Annotated in this window: 20 protein-coding genes and 1 pseudogene; 11 read left to right on the forward strand and 10 right to left on the reverse strand. The window is 69.7% G+C overall.

The window, feature by feature from the left end; genetic code table 11:
- Positions 1–9: 9 nt before the first annotated feature.
- Complete coding sequence (arfB, locus tag ACIBW9_RS24815) at positions 10–447, reverse strand: alternative ribosome rescue aminoacyl-tRNA hydrolase ArfB (protein ID WP_398958470.1); 438 nt, start codon at positions 445–447, stop codon at positions 10–12.
- A gap of 185 nt (positions 448–632) precedes the next feature.
- On the opposite strand from arfB, the gene ACIBW9_RS24820 reads away from it, so the two are divergent.
- Together ACIBW9_RS24820 and ACIBW9_RS24825 are read left to right on the forward strand one after the other, a co-directional pair.
- A complete protein-coding gene (locus tag ACIBW9_RS24820; RefSeq protein WP_351480735.1) occupies positions 633–1,208 on the forward strand; it encodes a TerD family protein in 576 nt (191 codons plus the stop codon).
- An 84-nt stretch (positions 1,209–1,292) separates the two neighbouring features.
- Positions 1,293–1,463: pseudogene (locus ACIBW9_RS24825) on the forward strand (Uma2 family endonuclease); the annotation flags it as partial.
- Here ACIBW9_RS24825 and ACIBW9_RS24830 read toward each other — a convergent pair.
- Entirely contained in the window at positions 1,442–1,906 is a 465-nt protein-coding gene (locus ACIBW9_RS24830) for a hypothetical protein (RefSeq protein WP_398958473.1), read from the reverse strand. The pseudogene ACIBW9_RS24825 and the gene ACIBW9_RS24830 overlap by 22 nt on opposite strands.
- A gap of 420 nt (positions 1,907–2,326) precedes the next feature.
- Between ACIBW9_RS24830 and ACIBW9_RS24835 the strand changes: the two genes are divergently transcribed.
- Positions 2,327–3,874, forward strand: coding sequence for a M4 family metallopeptidase (locus ACIBW9_RS24835; RefSeq protein WP_398958721.1), 1,548 nt, complete (start codon positions 2,327–2,329; stop codon positions 3,872–3,874).
- Positions 3,875–3,911: 37 nt separating this feature from the next.
- On the opposite strand, the gene ACIBW9_RS24840 is transcribed toward ACIBW9_RS24835, so the two are convergent.
- Positions 3,912–5,384 carry a M1 family metallopeptidase gene (locus tag ACIBW9_RS24840; protein WP_398958723.1) on the reverse strand — a complete coding sequence of 491 codons (1,473 nt, stop codon included), beginning with the start codon at positions 5,382–5,384 and terminating at the stop codon, positions 3,912–3,914.
- Positions 5,385–5,391: 7 nt separating this feature from the next.
- Here ACIBW9_RS24840 and ACIBW9_RS24845 point away from each other — a divergent pair, with 7 nt between their 5' ends.
- Complete coding sequence (locus ACIBW9_RS24845) at positions 5,392–5,892, forward strand: hypothetical protein (protein WP_398958474.1); 501 nt, start codon at positions 5,392–5,394, stop codon at positions 5,890–5,892.
- A 181-nt stretch (positions 5,893–6,073) separates the two neighbouring features.
- Here ACIBW9_RS24845 and ACIBW9_RS24850 read toward each other — a convergent pair whose 3' ends face one another.
- Complete coding sequence (locus ACIBW9_RS24850; RefSeq protein WP_398958477.1) at positions 6,074–6,769, reverse strand: pentapeptide repeat-containing protein; 696 nt, start codon at positions 6,767–6,769, stop codon at positions 6,074–6,076.
- Positions 6,770–6,992: 223 nt separating this feature from the next.
- Between ACIBW9_RS24850 and ACIBW9_RS24855 the strand changes: the two genes are divergently transcribed.
- On the forward strand, positions 6,993–7,973 hold the full coding sequence (locus tag ACIBW9_RS24855; RefSeq protein ID WP_398958479.1) for a zinc-binding dehydrogenase: 981 nt from the start codon (positions 6,993–6,995) through the stop codon (positions 7,971–7,973).
- Positions 7,970–9,532 (forward strand): MFS transporter, encoded by a 1,563-nt coding sequence (locus ACIBW9_RS24860; RefSeq protein WP_398958482.1) that lies wholly within the window; start codon positions 7,970–7,972, stop codon positions 9,530–9,532. Before ACIBW9_RS24855 ends, ACIBW9_RS24860 begins: the two co-directional genes overlap by 4 nt.
- Positions 9,533–9,585: 53 nt before the next feature.
- Here the strand turns inward: ACIBW9_RS24860 and ACIBW9_RS24865 are convergent, their stop codons facing one another.
- Together ACIBW9_RS24865 and ACIBW9_RS24870 are read right to left on the reverse strand one after the other, a co-directional pair.
- The gene (locus ACIBW9_RS24865; RefSeq protein ID WP_398958484.1) at positions 9,586–10,992 is read right to left on the reverse strand and encodes an NAD(P)/FAD-dependent oxidoreductase; all 1,407 of its coding nucleotides are present in this window, start codon (positions 10,990–10,992) and stop codon (positions 9,586–9,588) included.
- A 10-nt stretch (positions 10,993–11,002) separates the two neighbouring features.
- Entirely contained in the window at positions 11,003–11,674 is a 672-nt protein-coding gene (locus ACIBW9_RS24870; RefSeq protein ID WP_398958486.1) for a rhomboid-like protein, read from the reverse strand.
- On the opposite strand from ACIBW9_RS24870, the gene ACIBW9_RS24875 reads away from it, so the two are divergent.
- Positions 11,673–12,593: an aminoglycoside phosphotransferase family protein gene (locus ACIBW9_RS24875; protein WP_398958488.1), complete on the forward strand. Its 921-nt coding sequence runs from the start codon at positions 11,673–11,675 to the stop codon at positions 12,591–12,593. The genes ACIBW9_RS24870 and ACIBW9_RS24875 overlap by 2 nt on opposite strands.
- Before the next feature lie 39 nt (positions 12,594–12,632).
- Positions 12,633–13,115 carry a GNAT family N-acetyltransferase gene (locus tag ACIBW9_RS24880; protein WP_398958490.1) on the forward strand — a complete coding sequence of 161 codons (483 nt, stop codon included), beginning with the start codon at positions 12,633–12,635 and terminating at the stop codon, positions 13,113–13,115.
- Positions 13,116–13,182: 67 nt separating this feature from the next.
- Here ACIBW9_RS24880 and ACIBW9_RS24885 read toward each other — a convergent pair whose 3' ends face one another.
- Positions 13,183–13,461, reverse strand: coding sequence for a hypothetical protein (locus tag ACIBW9_RS24885; protein WP_351480701.1), 279 nt, complete (start codon positions 13,459–13,461; stop codon positions 13,183–13,185).
- 74 nt (positions 13,462–13,535) lie between these two features.
- Positions 13,536–14,282 (reverse strand): hypothetical protein, encoded by a 747-nt coding sequence (locus ACIBW9_RS24890; RefSeq protein WP_389087176.1) that lies wholly within the window; start codon positions 14,280–14,282, stop codon positions 13,536–13,538.
- 417 nt (positions 14,283–14,699) lie between these two features.
- Between ACIBW9_RS24890 and ACIBW9_RS24895 the strand changes: the two genes are divergently transcribed.
- The 3 genes from ACIBW9_RS24895 to ACIBW9_RS24905 all read left to right on the forward strand — a co-directional run bounded on the left by ACIBW9_RS24895 (position 14,700) and on the right by ACIBW9_RS24905 (position 16,188).
- On the forward strand, positions 14,700–15,173 hold the full coding sequence (locus ACIBW9_RS24895; protein ID WP_398958493.1) for a hypothetical protein: 474 nt from the start codon (positions 14,700–14,702) through the stop codon (positions 15,171–15,173).
- Between the two features lie 170 nt (positions 15,174–15,343).
- Complete coding sequence (locus ACIBW9_RS24900; RefSeq protein WP_030941334.1) at positions 15,344–15,637, forward strand: hypothetical protein; 294 nt, start codon at positions 15,344–15,346, stop codon at positions 15,635–15,637.
- 245 nt (positions 15,638–15,882) lie between these two features.
- A complete protein-coding gene (locus ACIBW9_RS24905) occupies positions 15,883–16,188 on the forward strand; it encodes a hypothetical protein (protein WP_115907393.1) in 306 nt (101 codons plus the stop codon).
- Between the two features lie 172 nt (positions 16,189–16,360).
- Here the strand turns inward: ACIBW9_RS24905 and ACIBW9_RS24910 are convergent, their stop codons facing one another.
- Together ACIBW9_RS24910 and ACIBW9_RS24915 are read right to left on the reverse strand one after the other, a co-directional pair.
- The gene (locus ACIBW9_RS24910; protein ID WP_398958495.1) at positions 16,361–16,768 is read right to left on the reverse strand and encodes a hypothetical protein; all 408 of its coding nucleotides are present in this window, start codon (positions 16,766–16,768) and stop codon (positions 16,361–16,363) included.
- A 123-nt stretch (positions 16,769–16,891) separates the two neighbouring features.
- Complete coding sequence (locus tag ACIBW9_RS24915; RefSeq protein WP_398958497.1) at positions 16,892–17,317, reverse strand: hypothetical protein; 426 nt, start codon at positions 17,315–17,317, stop codon at positions 16,892–16,894.
- Positions 17,318–17,410: the final 93 nt, after the last annotated feature.

Raw genomic sequence — 17,410 nt, forward strand, 5'->3', positions numbered from 1 at the left:
CGGGCCGCCTTACGACCAGTCCCGCCCGGACCGCCCCCGCTTCGTATCGGAGCGCTGCTTCTTCTCCCGCAACCGCCGCTCATTGATCCCGCGCGGAATACGGGTCGGCCGGCGCGGCTTGGGCGGCGGCGCGCTGGCCTCGGCGAGGAGGGCGGCGAGCCGTACGGCGGCGGTCTCGCGATTGCGCCACTGGGACCGGTGTTCGGAGGCACGGACGACGACGACACCGTCGACGAGCCGTCCGGCCAGCCGCTCCAGCGCCCGCTGCTTCCACACCTCGGGCAGGGCTTCGGTCTTCGCCAGGTCGAACCGCAGCTCCACCTGCGAGTCACTGGTGTTGACGTGCTGCCCGCCGGGCCCCGACGACCGCGAGAAACGCCACATGAGCTCCGCCTCGGGGAGCGAGACGGAGCCGCGGATGAGGTAGGGACCGGACATGCCCACCATGGTCCCGCAGCTGACCGGCACACGTCACGCGAATAACGTTCACCCCGTGTTCGGTAAAGAAAGTAAAGACACATGGAACCTTGGGCACCCCTCTTGGCGTTGGTAGGGGTAGCTGTAGCTTCATGCCCGTACGACCCGTACCGGCCACATCGCCGTACGCAAAACGAGGGAAAGGACTCCCAACCATGGCTGTAAGCCTGTCCAAGGGTGGCAACGTCTCGCTCACCAAGGAGGCTCCGGGCCTGACCGCCGTCACCGTGGGCCTCGGCTGGGACGTCCGCACCACCACCGGCACGGACTTCGACCTCGACGCCTCCGCGATCGCGGTCAACGCGCAGGGCAAGGTCTTCTCGGACGCCCACTTCGTCTTCTTCAACAACAAGCAGACCCCGGACAACACCATCGTCCACACCGGTGACAACCGCACCGGCGAGGGCGAGGGCGACGACGAGGCGATCAACGTCAACCTGGCGGGCCTCCCGGCCGACATCGACAAGATCGTCTTCCCGGTCTCCATCTACGACGCGGAGAACCGCTCGCAGAACTTCGGCCAGGTCCGCAACGCCTACATCCGCATCATCAACCAGGCCGGCGGCGCGGAGATCGCCCGCTACGACCTCTCGGAGGACGCGGCCACGGAGACGGCCATGGTCTTCGGCGAGCTCTACCGCAACGGCGCGGAGTGGAAGTTCCGCGCAGTGGGCCAGGGCTACGCCTCGGGCCTGGTGGGCATCGCCCAGGACTTCGGCGTGAACGTCTGAGGGACGCTGCACAGCGATCCAGGGGCCCTCGGTCGACACCGAGGGCCCCTGCTCTGCACCTGCGTCCAGAGATCCTTGGGCAAGATCTTCGACCCCCGCACCGGCACCGGCGCCGTCCTCACCGACATCCACCCCACCCCCGACGGCCCCCGCTACGCCACCCGCAAGGACTTCGTCCACGGCGAGGACGTCACCATCGGCGACTGGACGATCTCCACGGACGGCCTGCCGCGCTACCAGCCCATGGGCCGGTAGTAACCCAACACCGCCGCCAACTGCGCAAACCACTCCCCCAGCTGCGCCCTCGGCTTCGCCTGCACCACGCACTCGTAGAACTGGCCGCTCGGCAGGACCACCGCCACCATCAGCGCCTTGCCGTTCGGGCTCGCCTTGTAGTGGATGCTGCCGATCTCCTGCCAGGAGAACTCGATGGCCGCACCGTGATCCTCGAAGGCGACGCCCGCGACGTCGACCACGACCGAGTTGTGGACGTCGACGGCCATGAACTCCGGTCCGTCGGCAGGGGGTTGGGGCGGAGTCGGGACCGGGGCATACGCACCCGGATGCGGAGCGGCGTACTGCGGTGGCGGCGGACCGAAGCCGGCCGGTGCCGTGGCAGGTGAGTGCGGCGGCGGGGGCGGTGGCTGCTGACCGTACGAGGGCTGATGGCCGTACGGCGGCTGCGGCGGTGTCGTCATCGTCGTCCGTCCCCGGAATCGTGGTGTGGCTACCGGGAAATCTTCCCAAAGGTCAGCGCGTGCTGCGGATACGTCAACGACAACGGCCCACGACACCGCGTGTGACGGATCCTCGACCAACTGCGCTTACAGAACTTGGAGTTGACCCGATCCCACCCGTCCGCATAGCGGATCCGCAGCAACGGCTTTCGGACACAAACACGTAAAGTCTTGACGGCGGCCTGTCAAACAGGCCGTTTCGGGTGTCACCCTCTCCTCGCTCGCCGCAACTCTGTGCCCCACCTGTGCCACGTCTATGTCACGTCTGTGCCTCCACCATGAGGCCGGCCCGAAGGAGACCGAGTGAGACAGCGTTCCCACGGCACCCGCAGCACCCGCAAGACCGCCCTTCGCACCGCCGCCCTGATCGGCTCCGCCGCGATGGTCGTGCTCGCCCTGCAGAACGGCGCCGCCACCGCGGCCCCCGACCACGGCAGCGGTGCCACCGCCCTTCCCCTCAGCGCCTCGGCCCGCGCCGCCGCCATCAAGTCCGCCCAGGAAGCGGCCGGTTCGACCGCCCGGGAACTCGGGCTCGGCGCGCGGGAGAAGCTCGTCGTCCAGGACGTCGTCAAGGACGCCGACGGCACCGTCCACACCCGCTACCAGCGCACCTACGCCGGCCTGCCCGTCCTCGGCGGCGACCTGGTCACCCACGTGGCAAGGGGCGGCGCGCTGAAGGGTGTCTCGAAGGCGACCAAGGCGCGGATATCCGTGGCGTCGACGGACGCCTCCATATCAGCCGCCACCGCGAAGAAGTCCGCCCTCGCCGGGAGCAAGGCCTCGACGGCCACCGCCCGCAAGGTCGTCTGGGCTGCCGGGGCCAAGCCCGTCCTCGCCTACGAGTCCGTCGTCAAGGGCCTGCAGCACGACGGCACCCCGAGCGAGCTGCACGTCATCACGGACGCCACCACGGGCAAGAAGATCTACGAGTACCAGGCCGTCGACACCGGCACGGGCACCAGCGAGTACAGCGGCACGGTCACCCTCGGCACCACGGCCTCCGCCTCCGGCGGCTACGACCTGATCGACGGCGGCCGCGGCGGCCACAAGACGTACGACCTGAACGGCGGTACGTCCGGCACCGGCACTCTCCTCCACGACGCGGACGACACCTGGGGCGACGGCACCCCGGCCAACCGCCAGACCGCCGCCGTCGACGCCGCCTACGGCGCCGCCGTCACCTGGGACTTCTACAAGTCGGCCTTCAACCGCAACGGCATCGCGGGCGACGGCAAGGCCGCCTACTCCCGGGTCCACTACGGCAACGCGTACGTCAACGCGTTCTGGAACGACAGCTGCTTCTGCATGACGTACGGCGACGGCTCGGGCAACACCCATCCGCTGACCTCGCTCGACGTGGCCGGGCACGAGATGAGCCACGGGCTGACCGCGGCCACGGCCGGCCTCAAGTACAGCCGGGAGTCGGGCGGGCTCAACGAGGCCACCTCCGACGTCTTCGGCACCTCGGTGGAGTTCTTCGCGAACAACCCCTCCGACCCCGGTGACTACCTCATCGGCGAGAAGATCGACATCAACGGCGACGGCACCCCGCTGCGCTACATGGACAAGCCCAGCAAGGACGGCAGCTCGGCAGACTACTGGTCGCGCAACGTCGGCCGCCTCGACGTCCACAACTCGTCGGGCGTCGCCAACCACTTCTTCTATCTGCTGAGCGAGGGCAGCGGGGCGAAGACCATCAACGGGGTCTCCTACAACTCCCCGACATACGACGGCTCGACGGTCACCGGCATCGGCCGCGCCAAGGCCGACCAGATCTGGTACAGGGCCCTGACCACGTACTTCACCTCCTCGACCACCTACGCGGGCGCCCGCACCGCCACCCTCCAGGCGGCGAGCGACCTGTACGGCGCGGGCAGCGCGGAGTACAACGCGGTGGCCGCGGCCTGGAAGGCCGTCAACGTCAACTGACGTCCGCACACCGGGGCTTGATCTGCCGGACCACCCGTCACAGGTGGTCCGGCCTTCCCTCCCCGTACAGCCAGTCCTTCCAGATCTCCTCGAAGTCCTTGTCCGGTGCCTTCTTCTCGACGTACGCCGTGAAGTCGTCGCTGTCCGCGTTGCCGTGGCGGTGAGCGGCGGCCCAGCCCTGGATGATGTCGTAGAAGGTGTCGTCGCCGACGGTCTGCCGGATCTTGTGCAGGACCATCGCGCCGCGCTCGTAGACGGGGCTGTCGGAGATGTGCGCCGCATCGCTCGGCTCGGCCGGCGGGAAGGCCCAGATGTCCTTGTCGCCGTCCTCGTAGCGGGACTCGAAGGTCTCCTGGCAGGTGTCGCCGCCGTGGTCCTCGTCCCACAGCCACTCCGCGTACGTCGCGAAGCCCTCGTTGAGCCACATGTCCCGCCAGCTCTTCGGTGTGACGGAGTCGCCGTACCACTGGTGGGCCAGTTCGTGCACGAGCGTGCCGGTGTCGGGGGCACCGGGGAAGACGGGCCGGTTCTGGGTCTCCAGGGCGTACCCGGCGTCGTCCGGGCGGTCGACGACGGCGCCGGTGGAGGAGAAGGGGTACGGCCCGAAGTTGGTCTCCTCCCACTCGATGATCTCGGGGAGCTTCGCCAGCACCTCCCGGCTCGCGTTCGCCTCGGTCGGGTCGACGGCGACGTACACCGGCAGGTGCTTGCCGCCGATGGTGTACCGGCTGATGTCGTAGTGGCCGATGGCGAGGGTGGCGAGGTAGGTCGCCATCGGTTCGGCGGTGTGCCAGGTGTAGGTCGTACGGCCGGCGCTGCTCGTCTCGCCCGTCAGCTCCCCGTTGGACACGGCCTGCAGGCCCTTCGGGACGGTGACGGCGATGTCGTACGACGCCTTGTCGGAGGGGTGGTTGTTGCCGGGGAACCACGCCATGGAGCCGATGGGCTCGCCGAGCGCGAGCGCGCCGTCGGCGGTGCGCAGCCAGCCCTCCTCGGACTCGTCGGGGTCGGTGATGGTCACCGGGCTGCCGGAGTAGCGGACGGTGACCCGGAAGGTCTCCCGGGCCCGGAGGTCGTCGCGCGGGCGGACGGTGAGCTCCTGGCCGGTGCGGTTCCAGCGGGCGCGGCTGCCCTCCACGGTGACCTCGTCGACGTGCAGCCCCTCGAGGTCGAGGTCGAAGGCGGAGAGGTTCTGGGTGGCGCGGGCGGTGATGGTGGCGGTGCCGGTGAGGCGGTGGCCGCCGGCGGGGTCGTAGGCGAGCTTCAGGTCGTAGTGGCCGACGTCGTACCCGCCGTTGCCCGCCTTCGGGAAGTACGGGTCACGCAGGCCGGAGCCGCCCGGCGTGCCGTGGACACCGCCGCCGCTGCACGCGGCCAGGGCCGGGGCCAGGAGCGCGGCGAGGGCGCAGAGAACTGCGGGCGCTCGGCGCGCCACGCGGGCGCGGCGGGCTGCGGGGACGACGGGTACGGGTCTGGGCACGCCGGTGATCCTATGGCGGCGTGACACCATCTCGTACGTGCTCGACATCGGCTATGCCCTCTCCAACCGTTTCCCGGATCCCCCGCAGACGGACTACCGCAGCGCGGACGTCCACGCCCTGCGGCACGACCTGTTCTGCGGTGACGTCTATCTCGCCGACACCAAGGCGGACCGGGAACTGTCCACAGCCTGGGGATGGGTGCCGGTGCTCGACTTCGCGTGGGCGCTGTGCGACATCGTGGAGCGCCTCGACCGCGACCCGGCGGGCTCGCGCGCGTCGCGGCCCCAGCGCGCCGAGCTGGACTTCACCGAGTCCACCGACCGCATGCTCTTCGAGCGGCGGTTCGGCTGGGTGGACGTGGAGGCCGACTGGATGCCGGCGGAGGAGCCGCCGCTCAGCTTCTCCCACGGTGAGCTGCGGCGGGAGGCGCGGGACTTTCTGCATGATCTGATCGCCGACCTGGTCGATCTGCATGAGGACCTCGGGGAGAATCCGGCGATCTGGACCCTGCAGGCCCGGTTTCCCCGGTTGCCGTGAGTCGGCGTGACCGTCCTGGGGCTGCCGCCCCCAGACCCCCGCTCCGGCCTGAACGGCCTCGTCCTCAAACGCCGGACAGGCTGAAAGGATCAAGCCCCGCCCGGCAGAGATCGAGCCCGGCCGATACCGAAGAATCCGAACCCCGCCGAAAAGTACGAACCCCCTCGGCCCCCACCCCGAATCAACCCTCCACCCGAATCCCCATCTCCGCCGCCAGCACCGGCGCCAGATCCATCAGTTGACCCGGACTGATCACCGCCCCCGCCAGCCGGTCCACGCCGCGCGCGATGCCGAGCTCCGCCGCCGCTCTCAGGTCCACGTCCTTCAGGGTCGCCGCGGTGAGGTCCGCCTCCTTCAGGACGCAGTCCACGAACTCCACGCGCTCGAGCCGGGCGCCCCCGAAGTCCGGCTCCACCAGCACGCAGCTCTCGAAGACGACGTCCTTGAGTCCGGCCGCGCGCAGGTTCAGGTAGTCGATCTTGCCGCCGCGGATCACCACCCGCTCCAGAACCGCCCCGTGCAGCTGCACCCCGCCGAGGCGGGCGTCGACCACCTCGACGTCGCGCAGGGTGGCCTCGGCGAGGTTCGTGCCGACCCCGCGCAGCCCCGTCAGGACCGAGTCGAGGATCCGCGCGTGCTGCAGCCCCGTCTCGTCCAGCGCGCACCCCGTCACTGCGCAGTCCATGAAGCGGGCGCCGCCGCCGTCCTGCCCGGCGAGGTCCGCCTCCCGGAACTCCAGCCCGTCGTAGTCCCCGTCCGGCTCCAACTCCCCGCCCTCGAACGGCTCCAGCGCAGGCAGTCGCACCTCCGGCCGCCGCGCCCCCTTCACCGCCGTACCGCTGGAACCGCCCATCCCGCCCGCCTCTCTCCGCGCCATGCCCCCATGGTGCACTCCGCCACTGACAACGGTCCTGACCAGGGAGAACGCCACCTCTGTCACATTCCGGGGGCCCAAACCGTCGTATGCAACAACGGCAACGACGGCAGACGCGAAAGGAGGAGGGACCCGGCCGCACCGAGGGATACCGGCCACCTTGACCTCAAGCGAGCTTGAGGTTGAACGCTGGGGGCCTGACAAGCAATCGATGGGGGATTTCACCATGCACGCCATCCGGCTCCATGCCTTCGGCCCCGCCGAGAACCTCCGCTACGAGGAGGTGGAGGACCCGCTGCCGGGCCCCGGCCAGATCCGTATTGCCGTAGCGGCGGCGGGAGTGCACCTGCTCGACACCGCCCTCCGGGAGGGCGAGCAGGGACCGCTGCCCGAGCCGACCCGGCTGCCCACCGTTCCGGGCCGCGAGGTCGCCGGAGTCGTCGAGTCGCTCGGCGAGGGCGTCGCCGCGCTCTGGCTCGGCAAGCGCGTGGTCGCCCACCTCGGGTTCGCCCCCGGCGGCTACGCCGAGCTGGCCGTCGCCGACGTCGACCGTGTGCACGAGATCCCCGCGAACCTGGACTTCGCCGCGGCCGTCGCCATGATCGGAACAGGGCGTACGGCGATGGGGATCGTGCAGTTCGCCGAGCTCGGCCCGGACGCCGTGGCCGTGATCCCGGCCGCCGCGGGCGGCATCGGCACCCTGCTCGTGCAGTACGCGAAGAACGCCGGCGCCACCGTCGTCGGCCTCGCGGGCGGCCCGGAGAAGACGGCACGGGTGGCGGCAGGCGGTGCCGACCTCGCCGTCGACTACGAGGAACCGGGGTGGCCGGACAAGGTCCGCGCCCACCTCGGCGGACGTGCCGCCACCGTCGTCCTCGACGGCGTGGGCGGCGAGGTCGCACGCCACTGCACACAGCTGCTCGGCCCCGGCGGCAGACACCTCGTCTTCGGCTGGTCGGCCGCGGGCGTCCGGGGCGGCGAGCCCTATCTCGTGGACGGCGTCTCCGAACAGGTCCTCGGCCCCGTGATGATGCGGAAGGCCGGCGGCCCCAACCCCGTACAGACCCTGGAACTGCGCGCCCTCGCCGAAGCAGCCGCGGGCAGGCTGACCCCCGTCGTGCAGCGCTTCCCGCTGGCCGAGGCGGCGGCCGCGCACCGTGCGCTCGAGACGCGCGGAACGAGCGGAAAGGTGGTACTGGAGCCATGACCAGGCACAAGGCATCCGCAGATGCGATACCTACCGATTCATGGTCTTCTGACCGAGTGAGCGTCACCCGTACAGGCGAAGCCACCCCTCCCGTGGACGCCGACCCCCGCCGCTGGTGGGGCCTGGTGGTCATCGCGCTCGCACAGCTCATGGTCGTCCTCGACGCGACCATCGTGAACATCGCGCTTCCCTCCGCCCAGCGCGACCTGGGCATGTCCGACGGCAACCGGCAGTGGGTGATCACGGCCTACACGCTGGCCTTCGGCGGTCTGCTGCTGCTCGGCGGGCGCATCGCGGACCTGGTGGGCCGCAAGCGGACGTTCGTCTTCGGGCTGATCGGCTTCGCCGCCGCGTCCGCGCTCGGCGGCGCCGCCACCGGTTCCGGCATGCTCTTCGGCGCCCGCGCGCTGCAGGGAGTCTTCGCCGCCGTCCTCGCGCCCTCCGCGCTGTCCCTGCTCACCACGACGTTCACCGACCCGAAGGAGCGCGGAAAGGCCTTCGGCATCTACGGCGCCCTGGCCGGCAGCGGATCTGCGATCGGCTTCATCGTCGGCGGTCTGCTCACCGAGTACCTGGACTGGCGCTGGTGCCTGTACGTCAACGTGCCCATCGCGATCATCGCCGTCTTCGGCGCCTTCGCCCTGCTGCACGACCGCCCGGGCCGCAAGGGCGCCCGCCTCGACGTGCCGGGAGCGGTGCTGGGCTGCGGCGGACTGGTCGCCATCGTCTACGGCTTCAGCGAGGCCGAGCCGAGGGGCTGGACCGACCCGCTGGTGCTGGCGCTGTTCGCGGTCGGCGTCGCGCTCCTCGTGGTCTTCGTGTGGTGGCAGAACCGGGCCCCGATGCCCCTGCTTCCGCTGCACATCGTCAAGGACCGCAACCGTGCGGGGTGCTTCCTGACCATGATGCTCGCCGTCATCGGCATGTTCGGCCTGTTCCTGTTCCTGACCTACTACCTGCAGGTGGTGCTCGGCTACTCGCCGGTGAAGACCGGCCTGGCCTATCTGCCGCTGACCGCCGCGATCATCACCGGCTCCACGCAGATCTCCGCCCGGCTGCTGCAGCACGTGGCGCCGCGGATGCTGATGGTCCCCGGCATGGTCCTCGCGTCCGGCGGCATGATGATCCTGACCCGGATGACCACGCACTCGTCGTACGCGACCGAGATCATGCCCGGTCTGATCCTGATGGGTCTCGGCATGGGCCTGACCTTCATGCCGGTCTTCGCCACCGCGACGGCGGGCGTCGCCCCGCACGACTCCGGTGTGACCTCGGCGACCGTCAACACCTCGCAGCAGGTGGGCGGTTCGATCGGTACGGCCCTGCTGAACACCATCGCCACCACCAGCAGCACGGCGTACATCGCCGCCCATCTCCACAACCCGGCGCAGAAGGCCCTGATCGTCAAGGAGGGCGTCGTCCACGGCTACACCGTCGCCATCTGGTGGGCCGCCGGAATCATGCTGCTGGCCGGCCTGGTCGCGGGCCTGATGGTCACGGCGAAGGCGCCGAAACACGGGGCAGCCGCCGAGACGCCGGTGCCGGAGCCGGTCGCATAGGGGGCACGAGAACGGGGAGGGGCCGCACGGACCGCGGGCCCCTCCCCTTTTCGTCAGTGCCGCCCGGCCACCCGATCGGCGAACTGCGCCAGCTTCGAGGACTCCGCGCTGTACGTGGCGCGTTCCCGCCGGTCCGCGGCCCGGTAGGTGGCGTACATCCCCTGCACCCCGAGCCACCGCAACGGCTCCGGCTCCCACTTGCGCACCTTGTGCCCGACCCACGGCAGTTCGGTCAGCTCCGTCCGGCCGCCCTGCCCCGAGTCGAACTGCACCAGGTCCCTGAGCGTCCGCGCCGCGAGATTCGTCGTCGCCACCCCCGACCCGACATAGCCGCCCGCCCAGCCGAGCCCCGTCGACCGGTCCAGGGTCACCGTCGCGCACCAGTCCCGCGGCACCCCGAGCACCCCCGACCAGGCATGCTCGATCCCCACTCCCGCCAGCGAGGGGAAGAACCGCACCAGGACCTCCCGCAGCGCCTCGACCGTCTCCGCCTGCGTCCGCCCGTCGTTGTCGGTCCTCGACCCGAAGCGGTACGGCACTCCGCGCCCGCCGAGCGCGATCCGCCCGTCGGCGGTCCGCTGCGCGTACATGTACGCGTGCGCCATGTCCCCGAGCGTCTCCAGCCCGTCCCACCCGACCGACTCCCACTGCTCGGCGCTGAGCGGCTCGGTCGCGATCATCGAGGAGTTCATGGGCAGCCAGGTGCGCCGCTGCCCCTTCAGACTCGCGGTGAAGCCCTCCGTGCAGCGCAGGACATAGGGTGCCCGGACCGTCCCGTACGGCGTCACCGCGTGCTTCGGCCGGATCTCCGCCACCGGCGTCAGCTCGTGGATCGTCACCCCGAGTGCCTCCACGGCGGCCGCCAGACCTTTCACCAGCTTCACCGGGTGCAGCCGCGCCCCGTGCGGGGTCCAGGTCGACCCGACCGCGTCCGCGACCCGGATCCGCTCGGCGGTCTCCCCGGCGCCGTACAGCTCACGGTCCTTCTCCCCGTACGACAGCTCGAGCTCGTGGAAGGCCTTGAGCCGCGCCAACTGGGCGGGAGTGGTGGCGACTTCGAGCACCCCGCCCTTGTGGATGTCGGCCTCGATGCCCTCCTCGTGCGCCGCCCTGACCACCTCGTCCACGGTCCCGTTCATGGCCTTCTGCAGCCGTACGGCGGCCTCACGCCCGTGCAGCTTCGCGTACCGGTCACGTCCGGCGATCCCGTTGTACAGCCAGCCCCCGTTGCGTCCGGAGGCCCCGTACCCGCAGAACTTCTGCTCCAGGACGGTGATCCGGAGGAAGGGGGCCGCCTTCTTCAGGTAGTACGCGGTCCACAGTCCCGTGTACCCGCCCCCGACGATCACGACGTCGGCGGACGCGTCACCGCCGAGCGGCTCCCGCACCGCCGGGAAACCGTCGTCCGCATACCAGTACGAGACACCGCCGTTCACGACACTGCTCACCGAGCTGCTCATGGCCGGAAAGCTAACCCCTCAGGGCGGAAACTGTCTCCCTCGGATCCCATGCCTTCCCCCGCCCCCTGACCAGCGGATAACACCCGAGCCCGATCAGTACCGACACAAAATGCCCGAAGTCGGTGAAGGTCGGCGCGCCCGCGAGCGGAGCCCCGTACACAAAGAAGACGACCGCCAGATACAGATACCGCCAGGGCGCCGCGATCCGGTAGGCCAGCACCCCCACCACCCCTGCGAGCGCATAACTCACCCCGATGTCGAGGGTGTTGACGGCCGAGTGCTTCACCACCCCGTCCTGCACCGCCTTCAGCAGGGCCCCCTCGCTGATCAGCGTCGCCAGCACATGCGCGGCCACGCACACCATCAGCCACCGCAGCGTCCCCAGCCACCGCTCGGCCTGCGCATGGAAGACGGTGTACTGGAAGGCGACGTAGAGGAACTCATACGGAAACCAGTCACCGCCGTCGATCCACATCGCGCTCTGCAGCAGCACCCGCCCGGGGTCGTTCGACAGTTCATGGATGTTCGTGGACCGCTGCCGCAGGAACTCCTGCTCGAAGTGCGGCGACATGTGATGCAACGCGACGGTGGTGACGAACAGGACGGCCAGCCACAGATACGTGCCCGGCGCGCTGCACACGTAGGCCCACACCCGCTGCCCGAGCCCCCGGTCAATTCGCATGAGGCGATTCACGCACGTAAGTATCGTCGCAAGGGTGATCGACATTCCGGGTGAGCTGGCGGCGGCACAGGAGAAGTTCAACGGCGAGGCGGGACGGGCCTTCATCGCGGGCCTGCCGCACCTGGCAGAGGAGTTCCTCGACCGCTGGGAGCTACGACTGGACGGGCGCCCCATGCACGGAGTCACCGCCCTCGTCCTCCCGGTCCTGCGCTCCGACGACACCCCTGCCGTGCTGAAGCTGCAACTGCTGGACGAGGAGAGCGTGGGCGAGCCGGTGGCCCTGCGCCTGTGGGACGGTGACGGCGCGGTCCGCCTCCTCGCCCACGACGGGACGACCCACACCATGCTCCTGGAACGCCTCGACCACACCCGCATGCTCGCGCGGCTCCCCGACACCCGCGAGGCCGTCCTGGTCATCGCCCGCCTGCTCGCCCACCTCACCACCACCCCGGCCCCGGAAGGCATGCGCCGCCTCGGCGACATCGCCCAGGCCATGCTGGACCGGGTCCCCTGGGCCCTGAAACACATCCCGGACCCCGAAACCCGCAGCCTGGTCACGGACTGCGCGGCCGCCGTACGAGAAGTCCTGGACGAACCGGGCGACCGCCTCCTCCACTGGGACCTGCACGACGAGAACGTCCTGGCCGCAGACCGCGCCCCCTGGCTCGCCATCGACCCCAAACCCCTGGCGGGCGACCCAGGTTTCGAACTCTGGCCGGCCCTCGCCAACCGTTTCGACGCCGACGAGATCCGCTGGCGCTTCGACGCGATGACGGACGTACTGGGCCTGGACCGCGCACGCGCGCGTGCCTGGACGCTGGGCAGGCTCCTGCAGAACACCCTCTGGGACGTGGAGGACGGCCGCACACCGGAGCCCAGCGACCTGGAGATCGCCAGGCGCCTGCGCAGCGCCCCGTGAGGGGCACACAAATCAAGCCACCCCGCGTAACCTCACGGAGTGATCCGCGAAGCAACCCCCGCCGACATCCCCTTCATCCACACCCTGATCCGCGAACTGGCCGCCTATGAGAAGGCGCCGCAGGAGGCGAGGGCCACCGAGGCCCAGCTCCACGACGCCCTCTTCGGCGGCCGCCCCGCCGCCTACGCCCACATCGCCACCGACGACACCACCGGCACCCCCGTCGGCTTCGCCTTCTGGTTCCTCAGCTTCTCCACCTGGCGCGGCGTCCACGGCATCTACCTGGAGGACCTCTACGTCCGCCCCACCGCCAGAGGCGCCGGCCACGGCAGAGCCCTCCTGACCGAGCTGGCCCGCATCTGCGCGGAGCGCGGCTACGAGCGCCTCGAATGGTCCGTCCTGGACTGGAACACCCCGGCCATCGCCTTCTACGAGTCCCTCGGCGCCCGCCCGCAGGACGAGTGGACGGTGTACCGGCTGACGGACGACGCGCTCAAGAAGCTGGCCGACCGGAGCAGCTGACGCCAGGAAGTGCAAAAGCCCAGGCCGGATTGCTCCTGACCTGGGCGAGAAGCGGTAGCGCGGCTGCTCAGAGGGCCTTGCTGTTGCAGCCCATGTCCGAACCGAGGTGGGCGGGCTGGGCACCCGGGTCGCCTTCGCCGTTGAGCGCGCCGCCCAGCAGGCCGTTGAGGGCGCCGAGGTTGCCGATGACGTCGACGTTCATGTCGTGCGAGCGGCACTCGATGTCCTGCATGACGTCGATGTCGTGCCCCGGCTCGCCGTGTGCGAAGGCCGGGCCGACCCCGAAGGCGCCGATGCTGCCGAGGACAGCGGCGCCCACGATGGCGACCTTCTGAAGCTTGCGCATTTCTTCTCCATTGATCGAGCGGAAGTGATCTGCAGCAGATCGAGTTGGGACGACGGGCAACCAGCGGGCGGCCATCAGCCGAGTCGGGGCAGACCCAGGTTCCCGACGGGAGGAGCCGCAACCTGTCCGAGACCGAGCCCGGGCACCTGCGGTGCTGCGCTGGCGGGCGAGACCAGCGGGTCGATGAGCGGGTTCACCTGGGGGTTGAACTGCGGGTTCACCTGGGGGGCGACATGCGGAGCCGGCTCCGGGTTGAAGACCTGGGGCATGGCGACCTGCGGGGCGACCTTCGGCATGACCTCGGGCGACGACTGCGGGGCGACCTGCGGCTGAACCAGCGGCTGCTGCTGCGGCGCGGCCTGCGGGGCGGACGCCGGCGCACCGGCCTGCGCACCGCCCACCGACGAGGCGACGGCGGTGGCCTGGCTCGGCTGCGGCGCGGCCTGCGGGGCGGGCGCCTGGGGCACGTACTGCGGGGCCGGCTGGGCGTAGGACTGCGGGCCACCGGACTGCGCGGTGCTGTCCGCGGTGGACGCGGCAACGGCCCGCGGCGGAGCGCTCTGCGGGGGTGCCGGGTAGTACTGGGGAGCCGGGGCCGGGTAGTACTGCGGGGGCGGTGCCGGGGCCGGGTAGTAGGCGGGCGCCGGGGCCGCGTACTGCGGCGCCGGGTAGTACGCGGGCGCCGGGGCCGGGTAGTAGGGGGCAGCCGGAGCGCCACCGGGGTACCCGGGGTAGGCGTCGGCATGGCTGACGCCGGCGCCGATGGCGGACAGACCGCCGGCCGCTGCTACGACGAGCGCGGCCTTGTGAATCTTTCGCATGGAACCCTCGGCCCTTCAATACCTTTGCAGGGAAATCCGTTGTATTCAGTGCTGTGTTGCGTGCGCTCAGTCTGATGTTCACGCCGGAGCCGACAGCGGATCCCCTTGCCCCTCTCACCGGTTCATGGTCGCTGCCCTCTCCCTGCTGGCAACGACATTTCCTTCTGAGCGGTCACGGGATCAAGAATTCCGTCACCCATTTGGAATTGATCGGATAACCGGCCTGCCGGGGGGCGAACGGGTGACTGCTCCCCGACTGCCGTGACTGGCCCGGAACTTGCTTCGTTCCCCACGGGGACAGAGCGAAGACCCATCACCCACCGCAGCCGCCCAGGGCAGCAAGAGCAGCCACAACTCCACTGGCTCATCTGCTATTTCAGTACGTCCATGCCAGGTCAATGAAGGGCCGAAGGTTCCATGCGCAAGTTCCAGCACGTCGCGCTCGTCGTAGCAGCGGCCGGCGGTCTGTCCGCCATCGGCGTCGGCCCCAGTGTCGCCGCCGCTCCCGTCGCCCACGGCAACAGCGCTCCGCCCCCGGGCCCCGCCATGGCCGGCGCCTTCACGGCCACCCAGGCCACCGCCCACGCGTCCGGTCCGTCCGGCCCCTCCGCCCCCCGCCAGGCGGCCCCGGCACAGCCCGCCGAGGTGGCTCCGCAGGTCAACCCGCAGATCAACCCGCAGCTCAACCCGCACATCTCCTCGCCGTCGGCGCCGACGCAGTCCAGTGGCGCGGCCGACCAGTTCAACCTCTTCCGCCCCGCCCAGGAGTGCAGCCCGCAGTCCGTGCTCAACGCGAACCTTCCGGTCGCCGTGCTCGCCGCCGCCGAGACCAAGGGCGTCGCGTGCACCCAGGCCAACAGCCAGGCGAACGCCCTCGCCAAGGCCCACTAGGAGCCGCCGAGGCCCACCGGGGATCGCCGGACGACTTCAGGGAGCTGCCGCAACAAGATCACAGGACACGGCGCGTCGCTAGGTGATTGTCGGTTATTTCCTATTATTCTCCGTAACTGTAAGAAGTCGATCTGTTACGGATCGCACCCACTCACTCCACCGGAGATGACATGCACCAGCTTCGCAAGGCTGCCGTCCTGGTCGCCGCCCTCAGCACCGTCGGACTCCTCGGTGCCGGCACCGCTCAGGCTCACGACGACGGGGGCAAGGGCGGCAAGGGTGGCGACAAGTTCAACGTGCTGCAGAGCTCCAACTGCAAGTCGCACGACCTGAACGTCGACGTCCTCGGCCAGGTCGGCATCCTCAACGGCCTGCTCGGCAACGCGCTCAACGGCGAGGGCAACGCCGGAGGCCAGGACACCCACATCGGCTCGAGCATGGGCTGCAACAACAGCGCCTTCTAGTCGAATGACGGTCGCATAGACGGCCGAGAGCGGGAAGCAGGTCCCGGCACCGAGCTCCAGACTCGGTGCCGGGGCCCCCTTTTTTTGTCACGCCAGTGATATTTCCGGGCATCGACCAGGGCAGTGAGGATGATCCCGAATTCGGCGCGCCGCACAGTCTTTTACGGGTATTTCTTATTAGCCTCCGTAACTGCACGAAGTCGATCCGTCACGGATCGCATCCACTTCACTCCACCGGAGATGTCATGCACAAGCTTCGCAAGGCTGCCGTCCTGGTCGCTGCCCTCAGCAGCGTCGGACTCCTGAGCGCCGGCGCCGCCCACGCCGATCAGGGCGGCTTCGGCTCGGGCGAAGGCGGCCATCGCGGCGGTGGCTTCAACATTCTGCAGAGCACCACCTGCCGTTCGCACGACGCCAACGTCGACGTCCTCGGCCAGGTCGGCATCCTCAACGGCGTGGCGGGCAACCTGCTGAACGGCGAGGGCAACCCGGGCGCCCAGGACACCCATCTGGGTTCGGACATGGGCTGCAACAACAGCGTCGGCAAGTAAGCCGGAAAGCAGGCCGAAAGTCAGAACAGTCCTCGGTGCCCCGGCCGTTCGGCCGGGGCACCCGGGCTTTCACAGGGCCGGAACGTCCCACAGGACCGGAACGCCGCACAGGACCGGAATGCCGAAATGCCGGATCGGGAGTTGTCCCGGTCCGGCATTCGTCGATCGCACCTCAGAAGTCGAAGTGCGGCGTCTTGACACGCGGCGCCGTGACATGGGGCGCCGTGACATGGAACGCCCTGATGTGAGGCCGCTTGAACCCCTTGGGCGTCGGCGCCTTGTTGGTGCAGTCCACCACCGGCCCGACATGCGTCGACCCGTTGTTGAGCATGCCGTCCTCGGGCAGCACCAGTCGCGGCCGCGCCGTCGTCGAGCAGCTCTGCGACTGCTTGACGACAAACGTGCCGTGCTTGTCCTTGTGGACACTCTCACTCTTGTGCACGCAGATGATTTCCCCTGCAGCATTGGTCTTGCAGCCACGCGGGTTCTCGCTCGCCTGCGCGTGCACGGCCCCGACGCAGATCACGGCGAGACTTCCGAGGATCCCCGAGACGGTTGCGATTTTCTGCCGACTGAACATGCGCTGTGTTCCTTTGATCGAAATACTGGTACAGCCCGGACGCGCACCCTGATGGGTTTACTGCGCGTCCGGGCTGCCTTTGCCGTTGAGGGTTTTGTTCAGGTCGTTGCGCCAGAGGCTTCTTTACCTGGAGCCGTACGGGGTGGCGTACTGCGGCGCGTACTGCGGCGCCGCCTGGGGTGCGGCGTACTGGGGCGCGTACTGCGGCGCGGCAATGTACTGGGGGGCGACGTACTGGGGCACGAAGTACTGGGGCGCGGGCTGCAGTGCGGCCATCGGGGCGGCCTGCGGCGCGGCCGGCGGCGCGAAGTTGACGTTCATCGGCGCGAAGTACGGAGCGGCCTGCGGGGCACCGTACGGAGCCGCCTGCGGCGCGTCGTGCGGAGCCCATCCCCCGCCGCTGCCGTAGGCCACGGCGTTGGCCTGCGAGGAAGCCACCGCGGTGGCCCCGCCGCCCCAGCCGTCGGTGGCGCTGCTGACGCCGGCCCCGAGGGCGGAGAGCCCCGCGACCGCTGCAATCACTGCCGCGGCGCGCTGAAACTTGCGCATGATTAGACCCTTTCCTAGCTGGGCGGGAAGCCCTGGCTCGACTACTTAATGTGAGCATATACACACGAAACGTAGTCATTTGGGATCTTGGGC

The organism is Streptomyces sp. NPDC049541, from assembly GCF_044465725.1.
GTDB lineage: Bacteria > Actinomycetota > Actinomycetes > Streptomycetales > Streptomycetaceae > Streptomyces.

What these genes read in the sequence shown, in the direction of transcription:
- arfB (WP_398958470.1), bottom strand. Translation starts at nt 447, where the DNA reads ATGGTGGGCATGTCCGGTCCCTACCTCATCCGCGGCTCCGTCTCGCTC.
- ACIBW9_RS24840 (WP_398958723.1), bottom strand. Translation starts at nt 5,384, where the DNA reads ATGGTGTCACGCCGCCATAGGATCACCGGCGTGCCCAGACCCGTACCC.
- ACIBW9_RS24860 (WP_398958482.1), top strand. Translation starts at nt 7,970, where the DNA reads ATGACCAGGCACAAGGCATCCGCAGATGCGATACCTACCGATTCATGG.
- ACIBW9_RS24835 (WP_398958721.1), top strand. Translation starts at nt 2,327, where the DNA reads ATGGTCGTGCTCGCCCTGCAGAACGGCGCCGCCACCGCGGCCCCCGAC.
- ACIBW9_RS24910 (WP_398958495.1), bottom strand. Translation starts at nt 16,768, where the DNA reads ATGTTCAGTCGGCAGAAAATCGCAACCGTCTCGGGGATCCTCGGAAGT.
- ACIBW9_RS24850 (WP_398958477.1), bottom strand. Translation starts at nt 6,769, where the DNA reads ATGGCGCGGAGAGAGGCGGGCGGGATGGGCGGTTCCAGCGGTACGGCG.
- ACIBW9_RS24870 (WP_398958486.1), bottom strand. Translation starts at nt 11,674, where the DNA reads ATGCGAATTGACCGGGGGCTCGGGCAGCGGGTGTGGGCCTACGTGTGC.
- ACIBW9_RS24820 (WP_351480735.1), top strand. Translation starts at nt 633, where the DNA reads ATGGCTGTAAGCCTGTCCAAGGGTGGCAACGTCTCGCTCACCAAGGAG.
- ACIBW9_RS24865 (WP_398958484.1), bottom strand. Translation starts at nt 10,992, where the DNA reads ATGAGCAGCTCGGTGAGCAGTGTCGTGAACGGCGGTGTCTCGTACTGG.
- ACIBW9_RS24830 (WP_398958473.1), bottom strand. Translation starts at nt 1,906, where the DNA reads ATGACGACACCGCCGCAGCCGCCGTACGGCCATCAGCCCTCGTACGGT.
- ACIBW9_RS24900 (WP_030941334.1), top strand. Translation starts at nt 15,344, where the DNA reads ATGCACCAGCTTCGCAAGGCTGCCGTCCTGGTCGCCGCCCTCAGCACC.
- ACIBW9_RS24895 (WP_398958493.1), top strand. Translation starts at nt 14,700, where the DNA reads ATGCGCAAGTTCCAGCACGTCGCGCTCGTCGTAGCAGCGGCCGGCGGT.
- ACIBW9_RS24875 (WP_398958488.1), top strand. Translation starts at nt 11,673, where the DNA reads ATGAGGCGATTCACGCACGTAAGTATCGTCGCAAGGGTGATCGACATT.
- ACIBW9_RS24915 (WP_398958497.1), bottom strand. Translation starts at nt 17,317, where the DNA reads ATGCGCAAGTTTCAGCGCGCCGCGGCAGTGATTGCAGCGGTCGCGGGG.
- ACIBW9_RS24855 (WP_398958479.1), top strand. Translation starts at nt 6,993, where the DNA reads ATGCACGCCATCCGGCTCCATGCCTTCGGCCCCGCCGAGAACCTCCGC.
- ACIBW9_RS24885 (WP_351480701.1), bottom strand. Translation starts at nt 13,461, where the DNA reads ATGCGCAAGCTTCAGAAGGTCGCCATCGTGGGCGCCGCTGTCCTCGGC.
- ACIBW9_RS24890 (WP_389087176.1), bottom strand. Translation starts at nt 14,282, where the DNA reads ATGCGAAAGATTCACAAGGCCGCGCTCGTCGTAGCAGCGGCCGGCGGT.
- ACIBW9_RS24905 (WP_115907393.1), top strand. Translation starts at nt 15,883, where the DNA reads ATGCACAAGCTTCGCAAGGCTGCCGTCCTGGTCGCTGCCCTCAGCAGC.